Origin of the sequence: Streptomyces amritsarensis (genome assembly GCF_001953875.1) — a bacterium.
Taxonomy (GTDB): Bacteria; Actinomycetota; Actinomycetes; order Streptomycetales; family Streptomycetaceae; genus Streptomyces; species Streptomyces amritsarensis.
Map to the genome: position 1 here is coordinate 1 of NZ_MQUR01000162.1, position 9,590 is coordinate 9,590.

Here is a 9,590-nt window from a genome sequence, read left to right on the forward strand (position 1 = left end):
CGCCGCAGGCGGGGCCGGGCCGCACGCACGCCGCAGGCGGGGCCGGGCCGCACGCACGCCGCAGGCGGGGCCAGGCCGCCGGAGCGGGCCGCACGCCGCGGGCGAGACCAGGCTGGGGGCGGGGCCGCACGCCCCAGGTGGGACGAGACCGCCGCGGCGGGGCCGCACGCCGCGGACGAGACCAGGGCGGGGGCGGGGCCGCACAGCCTGGGTGGGACCAGACCGCCGCGGCGGAGCCGCACGCCGCGGGCGAGACCCGGCCGCCGGAGCGGGGCCGGGCCGCTGAGCGGGGCCGCACGCCCCCGGGCGAGGCCAGGCAGGGGGCGGGCCGCACGCCCGCCGCGGGCGGGGCCAGGCCCCCGGAACGGGCCGCCGGCAGCGGGCGAGACCAGACCGCGGGCGGGGCCGCCCGCCCGGGTGGGACCAGTCCGCTGGAGCGGGCTGCGCGCCCCGGGTGGGACGAAACCGCCGCGGCGGGGCTTGGCCGCCGGAAGGGGGCCGCGCCCCAGGTGGGACCTGTCCGCTGGGGCGGGCCGCACGCCGCAGGCGAGACCGGGCCGGGGGCGGGCCGCACGGCCCGGGTGGGACCAGACCGCCCGCAACGGGGCCGCCCGCCGAGGGCGAGACCCGGCCGCCGGAACGGGGCCGGGCCGCTGAGCGGGGCCGCACGCCGCGGCGGGACCAGGCCGGGGGCGGGCCGTAAGCCGGGGGCGGGGGGGCGCCATGCGGTGGAGACGGTTTAGAAGCGGCCGATGTCGCTGCGGTACATGCGGGGCGCGCGGCGGGGCGGGGTGCGGCCCGCTAGGAGGACGAGGCGGGCCGCCCGGTGGCGCTGGCCGGCGTACGGGGCGAGGAGCTCCAGCATCGCGGCGTCGTCGGCGTCGCGGTCGCCGGCGAGGGCGTAGCCGATGATTCCGGGCAGGTGCAGGTCACCGGTGGTGACGGCGTCGGGGTGCCCGTTGCTGCGCTGGAGGGTCTCGGCGGAGGTCCACGGGCCGATGCCGACAACGGCCTCCAGGCGGCGCGCGGCCTCGGGCAGGTCCATGGCCGCCGCCTCCTCCAGGCGGTTCGCGACGCGTACGGCCCGGACGATGGTGTCGGAGCGCTTGGCGTCGACGCCGGCCCGGTGCCAGTCCCAGGACGGGATCATCGCCCAGGTGCGGGGGTCCGGCATGACGTGCAGGTTCTGCCCGTGGGGGCCGGGTGCGGGTTCGCCGTACTGCCGTACGAGGCGGCGCCAGGCCCGGTAGGCCTCGTCGGCGGTGACCTTCTGTTCGAGGACCGTGGGGATCAGGGACTCCAGCACCAGGCCGGTGCGGGTCAGGCGCAGGCCCGGGCGGCGGCGGTGGCTGGCGTGCACGAGGCGGTGGCGGGGCACGAACGCCGCCGGGTCGTCGGCCGCGCCGAGCAGTACGGGCAGCCGGTCGAGCAGCCATGCGGCGCCGGCGCCCCAGGCCTCGGCGTCGATCTCCGTGCCGGTCCGGGAGACCCTGAGGGTGGCGGGCCCGTCCGGGGTGCGGGTGGCGCGCCAGACGGAGCCGTCGGGCGTGGTGCGGAAGGTGGGGTCGCCGGGGCCGCGCCGGAGCGGGCCGAGCGTGAGGCCGAGGTCGACGGGGCCGTCGGGGGTCCAGCGGCGTGCCGCTCCCCCGACGCCGACGCTGCTCCCCCGCCCCGGCGGTACGGCGGTGCGTCCGCCGCGCACGACGGTCCGGTTGAGGGGGTCGAAGCGGCCGGCCATGGATCGAGCCTAGCCCGGCCGCCGAGACCGGGCCCCGTCCGGCCCTGCCGCCCGGCCCGGGTACCCGTGGTCCGGCGGGCGGCCTGGGCGCGGGCCGGGGGCCAACGGGGCGGGCCGGCGGAGCCCGCGGTCGGGGCCGGGGGCCACAGGGGTGGGGTCGGGGCCCCCGGGGTTGGGGCCGGGCGGCCTGAGTGCGGGCCGGGGGCCCCGGGGTCGGGCCCGGTGGCGGCCCGGGTGCGGGGCCGGACTGGCTGGGTGCGGGCCGGGGCCCCAGGGTCGGGGCCGGGATATGGCCTGCGGTCGGGGCCGGACGGCCTGCGCGCGGGCCGGGGCCCCGGGCCGAGGCCGGGCGGCCTGGGCGTAGGCCGGGGGCCGGGGCCCGGGGGCGGGGGCTAGGGGCGGCCTTGGAGCTTGGCCGAGGATGTGCGGGTCGTCGGGAGCTTGCCGTACAGCTGCTTGCCGGGGCATTCCGTCGCGAAGCCGTCCCGGTGGCCCGAGATGACGTTCATCGAGACGTTCCTGCCCTTCGGGTAGCGGTTGCCGCCGCCCGACTTGAGGGTGGTCTTGCCGCGCGGGTCCCGGCCGAAGAGGCCGAGCTTCCAGGCGGTGAGGCGGGCGACCGCGTCGACGGCGGCGGACGGGGGCGCCGAGTTCGTGAAGGTGCCGAGCACCGCCACGCCCATGCTGTCGGTGTTGAAGCCCATGGTGTGCGCGCCGAGGACCGGCTTGGAGACGCCGCCCGCGCGGCCCTCGTAGACCGTGCCGCACTTGTCGACGGCGAAGTTGTAGCCGAAGTCGCGCCAGCCGCTGCTGACCACGTGGTAGCGGTACAGGCTGCGCAGCACCGCCGGGGCGTCCTTGCAGGCGTAGTTGTTGCCGGAGGCGCTGTGGTGGACGAACGCCGCCTTGACCGTGTTGGTGTAGGCGAAGGCCTTCTCGCGCAGGGACTCGTCCGCGCCCCACCCCTTGCGGGTGACGATCCGCGGGCGCGGGCCGATGTACGGGGCGGCCGCCGCGGCGAGTGCGCCCTCGCCGGCGAAGACGGCGTCGGCGGTGGAGTCGGCCTTGTTGAGCTCGGTGATCTCGTTCGCGCCGAGCGAGGCGTGCGGCATGTTCGCCGCGGAGGCCTCGGCCATCTCCATGGTCAGGCCGGGTGCGACCATCTCGCCCTTGTCGTCGGCCGGGCCGCTGTTCTTGCCGTCCGAGGACCCCGCCGCGGCCGCGGCGCCCGGGTCGACGAGTTCGATGCGCATGCCCGAGGGGAGCCGGGAGCCCGCGCGGGTGGCCGGGGCGTCCAGCTCCGCCTGGACGCGGACCTCCACGCCGTCGGACTCGCCGACCCACAGCGGGGCGGTGGCGCCGCGGACCCGGCCGGAGTCGCGCTCCGCCGCGTCGGGGTCGGCCGCGTGCTCGCTGTTGTGGACCTCGACGTCCTGCCAGTCGGACCAGGTGGCGGTGCGGACGGAGCGGGTGCGGACCTGGACGCGGCCGTTGAGCTGGGCGGTGACGTCGTCCCAGACGACACCGACCATCGAGAACGTCCTGACCTCGCGGGCGGGCAGGCCCTGCGTCTCGGGGCCGCGGGGCGAGGCGCTCATTCCGGGGACGCCGGGGGTGCGGGCCGCCGCGGGCCCCATGGGGACGAGCGGCAGCGACTGGGTGGACCCGGCCGGGGTCACGGGGACGGTTTCGGCGAGTGCCGGAGTCGGGAGCGCGAGGGGCAGGGCCAGTACGGCGGCCGTCGCGACGCCGATCGAGGAAGCAAGGAATCCACGCATGACAAGGATGGTGGGCACGCTCACCCCGGGGCGCCATCCGAGATCTGATGCTCCGTCCGCTGCACCGCGCATACCCCTCCCCCGTACGGAGGAGCCGCGGACCCCCGTACGGAGGAGGGCCCCGCGTACCCTGTGCCGGGTGAACGCCATTGACCGCACCCCTGCCGACCTGCTGCGATCCGCGCTCGCCGCCGATCCGGGCCGCCCGCTCGTCACCTTCTACGACGACGCCACCGGCGAACGCGTCGAATTGTCCGTCGCGACCTTCGCCAATTGGGTGGCCAAGACCGCGAACCTGCTCCAGGGCGACCTGGGCGCCGAGCCCGGCGACCGGCTCGCGCTGCTGCTCCCGGCGCACTGGCAGAGCGCCGTGTGGCTGCTGGCCTGCGACTCGGTCGGGGTCGTGGCCTCGGTGGGCGGGCACCCGGGCGACGCCGATCTCGTCGTCAGCGGTCCGGACACGCTGGAGGAGGCGCTGGAGTGCGGCGGCGAGCGGGTGGCGCTGGCGCTGCGGCCGCTCGGCGGTCGCTTCCCGCAGCCCCCGGCCGGGTTCGCGGACTACGCGGTCGAGGTGCCGGGGCAGGGCGACCGCTTCGCCCCCTTCGTCCCGGTGCAGCCCGACGGTCCCGCGCTGATCGTCGGCGGCGAGGAGCTCTCGCACACGGCGCTGGTCGCCCGGGCCCGCGAGGACGCGGCGAAGCTCGGCCTCGGCGAGGGGTCACGGGTGCTGACCGGGCTGGGCTACGACACCTGGGAGGGGCTGTCCGCCGGGCTGTACGCCGCGCTGGCCGCGGGAGCCTCCGTGGTGCTCTGCCGGAACCTGGACCGGCTGTCCGCGCAGGCGCTGGCCCAGCGGACCGAGAGCGAGCGCGTCACCCACACGGTCTGACACCGGGGCGCGGCCGGTCACCCGGACTGATCAATCCTCGGGAACGGCCGATCTGTCACCCGCATGGCCCTAGACACGACCCCGCCCCCGGGCTGCTCCGGCACTCCGGGGGCAGGATCGGCAGAGGCCGTGCTCACCCGTACGGCTGCTCGCAGCGGCGAGGGGACGCACGCCAGTGACGGACAGCTCAGGCATACCGGGCGGCAGCGATGCGGCCGGAGGCGGGCGACGGCCTCCGTGGACCCGCAGGCGCCGGCTGCTGCGCTGGGTCGGCCTCGGGCTGACCCTGCTGGTGCTGGTGGGGGCGGCCACCGGCTGGTGGCTCTACAACAAGCTCGACGGCAACATCACCGAGGACACCTCGGCCGCCGCCGAGCTGGAGCGCTACGAGCGCGAACGTCCGGCCCCCCTCGCCACGGGTGCCCGGAACATCCTGCTGATCGGCTCCGACTCGCGCTCGGGCAAGGGCAACGCCGGCTACGGCGGGGACAAGGGCACCCAGCGCTCGGACACCACGATCCTGCTGCACCTGCCGCAGGACCGCAGGAGCGCTACGGCGGTGTCGATACCCCGGGACCTGATGACGCAGATCCCCGCCTGCCTGCAGCCGGACGGGACCCGCACCGGCGCCTCCTTCGCGCAGTTCAACTGGGCGTTCGAGTGGGGCGGGGCCGCCTGCACGATCCGGACCGTGGAGAAGCTCACGGACATCCGGATCGACCACCACATGGTCATCGACTTCAGCGGGTTCAAGCGGATGGTCGACGCCCTCGGCGGGGTGGAGGTGTGTCTCAAGGAGCCGATCGACGACGTGCAGGCCAAGCTGAAGCTGCCCGCCGGCCGGCAGACCCTGCGGGGCGAACAGGCACTGGGGTTCGTACGCGCCCGGCACAGCCTGGGCAACGGCAGCGACACCGAACGGATGGAGCGCCAGCAGCAGTTCCTCGGCTCGCTCGTCAAGAAGGTGCAGAGCAACGGCGTTCTGCTGAACCCGGCGCGCCTGTACCCGCTGCTGGACGCCGCCACCTCCGCACTGACCACCGACCCCGGACTGGCGTCGCTGCGCAACATGTACGAACTCGTACGGGGCGTGCGGGGCATACCGACCGACCGCATCACGTTCCTGACCGTGCCGCGCCGCCCCTACGCGCCGAACCCCAACCGGGACGAGCTGGTGGAACCGGACGCCGAGCGGCTGTTCCGGCAGCTGCGGGAGGACGAACCGGTGACGGTGACCCCGCCGGAGCCGACGGCTTCCGCGGCGACCCGGGCCGCCGGGGAGGCCGCCCCGACCCCGACCGGAAGCGCCAGTGGCACGATCGGGGAAGGGAATTCGGCCGGAGAGGGAACCCCGACCCCCTCCGCGCCCATCCCTACTTTCACAGGAACGACCGCAGGGAACACAGGGTGCCGGTAAAGCAATCCCAAAAGCCGGTGACCGAACCGAGTGGGATGGGCGCTTCGCCCCGTTATAAGGGGAGTGGAATTTGTCACCACCATGGTTTGCGGCCGAACAGGACGGATAAGGTGAGCGATCCGGTGCCCGGCCGGACCGGAGACCGGGTACCAGCAGCCGGATCGTTGACCGTGCGCCTTGGGGAGGCGCGTCGCGAGGCACCCGACGGAGGATTCGAGCAACCGTGGATGCGCAAAGCCGTGGGCGGGCGGACGAGATCGACCCCGCAGACCAGTGGGTGCTCAATCCCCGCACCGGCCACTACGAGCTGCAATTGAACGACTCCGCAGCGCAAGAGCGGCCCAAGGTGGCCGCCCCGCGCAGATCCTCGTCGGCACCCGCCGCCCCCACCACCTCCCCCGGCGTGCCGGGTCCCCGCCGCGGCGACGGCCCGCCCGGCGGCCGCAGGGGCGGCCGCCCGCGCAAGGGCGGCAGCGGCGGCGGGCGCCGCAAGAAGGCCCTGCTGATCACCAGCGGGACGCTGGCGCTGCTGCTGGTCGGCGGCGCCGCGGCGGCGTACCTCTACTACGACCACCTGAACGGCAACCTCAGCGTCACCGACATCGCGGGCGCGGGCACCGGCGGGTTCAAGAAGGACCAGGCCATCAACATCCTGGTCATCGGCACCGACAAGCGCAGCGGTGCGGGCAACGAGGGCTACGGCGACAAGGACAGCGTCGGCCACGCCGACACCACGATCCTGTTCCACATCGCCAAGGACCGCTCCAACGCCACCGCGCTGTCCATCCCCCGCGACCTGATCACCAACATCCCGGACTGCCCGACCAAGCAGCCGGACGGCACCACCAAGACGGTCCGCGGCGTGAAGGGCGTGCGCTTCAACACCAGCCTGGGCCAGGAGGGCCGTGACGCGGGCTGCACGATGCGCACGGTCAAGGACCTCACCGGCATAGAGGTCGACAACTTCATGATGGTCGACTTCAACGCGGTGAAGACGCTCAGCACCGCGGTCGGCGGCGTGCCCGTGTGCCTGGAGAAGGCCGTCGACGACGAGGACTCCAAGCTCAAGCTCCCCCAGGGCGAGCACCGGCTGGAGGGCGAGCAGGCACTGGCCTTCGTACGCACCCGGCACGCCTTCGGCAACGAGAGCGACCTGGACCGCATCAAGACCCAGCAGCAGTTCCTGGGTTCGATGATGCGCGAGATGAAGTCCAAGGAGACGCTGACCAGTCCGAAGAAGTTCTTCTCGCTCGCCGAGGCGGCCACCAAGTCGCTGACGGTGGACCAGGGGCTGGGCTCCATCGACAAACTCACCGACCTCGCGGGCGAGTTGAAGGACATCGACCTCAAGAACATCACCTTCACCACCCTGCCGGTGCTCGACAACCCGGCCGAGAAGGTCAAGGCGACCGTCGTGGTCAACCAGGCCCTGGCCGAGCCGCTGCTGCAGATGATCCGGGGGGACGTCTCGCTCACGGAGGTCGAGAAGAAGGAGCAGGCCGCGAAGGAGGCGGCCGACGCCGACGCGAAGGCCAAGCAGGACGCGCTGCTCCAGGGCAACCGGGCGCCCGCGGGGGACGTACGGGTGGCCGTCTACAACGGCGGCGGGCCCAAGGGCGCCGCCTCCACCACGCTCGGCTGGCTGCAGAACACCAAGGGGATGTCGAAGGCCAGCAACCAGGGCAACGCACCGTCGAAGGTGGACGCCACCCTGCTGGAGTACGCGCCCAACCAGGCCGACCAGGCCCGTGCGCTCGCGGACGCCCTGGGGCTGCCGGCCACCGCGCTGAAGATGGGGACGACGGACGCGGCGGCGAAGACCCCGATGAAGCTGACCCTGGGACCGGACTTCCAGAAGCCGGGCACCCCGCTGGCGCCGCCGGTGCCGCAGGAGCTGCCCAAGGACGTCCAGCAGGCCCAGGCCGACAAGGCCGTCTGCGCCAAGTAGCGGCACGCGCCCGGTCGCACCGGGCACACCAACGACCAGAAGGACCTTGAGGGGGATACGCGTGAGGCCCAGCGACGTGCGGGAGGAGGGGGCGAGCACCCAGGCCGACGGGGACATACCCGGCGGCGGGGCGGGCGCGCCCGGCACGGTGCCCCGCCCGAGGGGCGGCTCCGGGCCGGCCCGCAAGGCCCGCGGTGTCCGTCCGCCCAGGTCGGGCCGCAGGCGCGTACTGCGCTGGGTCTCCTGCGTCCTGTCCCTGCTCATACTCGGGACGGCGGCGGCCGGCTACCTCTACTACCGGCACCTGAACGGCAGCATCCAGACGGACGCGCTGAACCTCGGTGAGAACAAGCTGGGCGGCTCCAAGCCCAACGCCTTCGGGCAGACCCCGCTGAACATCCTGCTCATCGGTTCCGACGCACGCAACGACGCGGAGAACCAGGCCCTCGGCGGGGCCACGGACACCTTCGACGGCCCGCCGCTCGCGGACGTCCAGATGCTGCTGCACCTGTCCGCGGACCGCAGCAACATCTCGGTCGTCTCGATGCCGCGCGACACGATGCTGATGATGCCCAAGTGCACCGAGCCGGGCGGCAAGGTGCACCCGGCGAGCAAGGGCCTCGTCCAGACGAACGAGTCGATCCAGCGCGGCGGACCCGGCTGCACCGTCGCCGCCTGGACCGAGCTGACCAAGATACCCATCGATCACTTCATGATGATCGACTTCAAGGGCGTGGTCCGGATGGCCGACGCCATCGGCGGCGTCCCGGTCTGCGTCGAGCAGAACGTGCACTCCCGCACCCGGGACGGCAAGGGCTCCGGCCTGAAGCTGCCCAAGGGCACGAGCGTCATCCAGGGCGAGACGGCCCTGCAGTGGCTGCGCACCCGCTACGGCTTCGAGGACGGCACCGACATCGGCCGTACCCACGCCCAGCACCAGTACATGAACTCGATGGCCCGGGAGTTCCGCAAGAACGCCAAGCTCAGCAACCCGGTCAAGCTCAACAGCCTGGCCCAGGCGGCGATCGAGGCCATGGTCGTGGACACCGGCCTGAACAAGATCGACAAGTTGTTCGACCTCAGCATGGAGCTGAAGAAGGTCCCGCCGGGCCGGATCACCATGACCACCATGCCGTGGGTCTACAGCACCAAGCCCGGTCTGGACGGCCGGGTCGAGCCCAAGCCGGGCGAGGCCGAGGACCTGTTCCGGATGGTCCGGGAGGACATCGCCCTCGACGGCCAGGGCTCTGCCTCCCCGGCGGCCTCCGCGAGCCCGGGCGCACCGGCCTCGCCGTCCGCCCCGGCCCAGCAGCAGCCGACCGGGGCCCCGACGGCAGCGGCCACGGCCGCCCCGCCCGCGAAGATCGCGGTGACCGTCCGCAACTCCACCGGGGGCAAGGACGGCACGCAGGCCAAGGTGAAGGGCCGCGCGAGCGAGGTCGCCGCCCTGCTGACCGGCAAGGGCTTCACCAGGGTCGTCGCCGACACCCAGACGGGCGCCGAGGACACCTCGGTGATCCGCTACGCGACCGACGCCCAGGCGGCCGACGCGGCCGCCGTGGCCACCGCTCTCGGCCTGCCCGCCGCCTCGGTGCAGAAGTCCGACCAGGTCGCCGGGATCGTCGTGTTCGTCGGCAAGGACTGGCGGACGGGCGGCACGCCGACCCCGCCGCCGGCGGCCCCGACCAAGGCCCCGGACTCCGCCCACGCGCTCAACGGCGACAACGACCAGGCCTGCATGCCGATCCAGCCCGGCTTCACCTGGTAGCAGGAGACGCAAGGGGCCCGGCGCGGAGGCTGCGTACGCTCGCAGCCTCCGC

6 protein-coding genes are annotated in these 9,590 nt (G+C 74.2%); 4 read left to right on the plus strand and 2 right to left on the minus strand.

Translation table 11 applies throughout. From position 1 onward, the window contains the following. Positions 1–739 precede the first annotated feature (739 nt). Positions 740–1,738 (minus strand): DNA-3-methyladenine glycosylase family protein, encoded by a 999-nt coding sequence (locus AVW11_RS34605; RefSeq protein WP_030846642.1) that lies wholly within the window; start codon positions 1,736–1,738, stop codon positions 740–742. Positions 1,739–2,130: 392 nt separating this feature from the next. Then, positions 2,131–3,516: a peptidoglycan recognition protein family protein gene (locus AVW11_RS34610; protein WP_030846639.1), complete on the minus strand. Its 1,386-nt coding sequence runs from the start codon at positions 3,514–3,516 to the stop codon at positions 2,131–2,133. Between the two features lie 139 nt (positions 3,517–3,655). Here AVW11_RS34610 and AVW11_RS34615 point away from each other — a divergent pair, with 139 nt between their 5' ends. The 4 genes from AVW11_RS34615 (at position 3,656) to AVW11_RS34630 (ending at position 9,538) form a co-directional block, all read left to right on the plus strand. Then, the gene (locus AVW11_RS34615; protein WP_060181162.1) at positions 3,656–4,405 is read left to right on the plus strand and encodes a TIGR03089 family protein; all 750 of its coding nucleotides are present in this window, start codon (positions 3,656–3,658) and stop codon (positions 4,403–4,405) included. 175 nt (positions 4,406–4,580) lie between these two features. After that, the gene (locus AVW11_RS34620; RefSeq protein WP_076047002.1) at positions 4,581–5,822 is read left to right on the plus strand and encodes an LCP family protein; all 1,242 of its coding nucleotides are present in this window, start codon (positions 4,581–4,583) and stop codon (positions 5,820–5,822) included. A 223-nt stretch (positions 5,823–6,045) separates the two neighbouring features. After that, on the plus strand, positions 6,046–7,770 hold the full coding sequence (locus AVW11_RS34625) for an LCP family protein (RefSeq protein WP_060181160.1): 1,725 nt from the start codon (positions 6,046–6,048) through the stop codon (positions 7,768–7,770). A 61-nt stretch (positions 7,771–7,831) separates the two neighbouring features. Further along, complete coding sequence (locus tag AVW11_RS34630; protein WP_240528339.1) at positions 7,832–9,538, plus strand: LCP family protein; 1,707 nt, start codon at positions 7,832–7,834, stop codon at positions 9,536–9,538. Positions 9,539–9,590 lie beyond the last annotated feature (52 nt).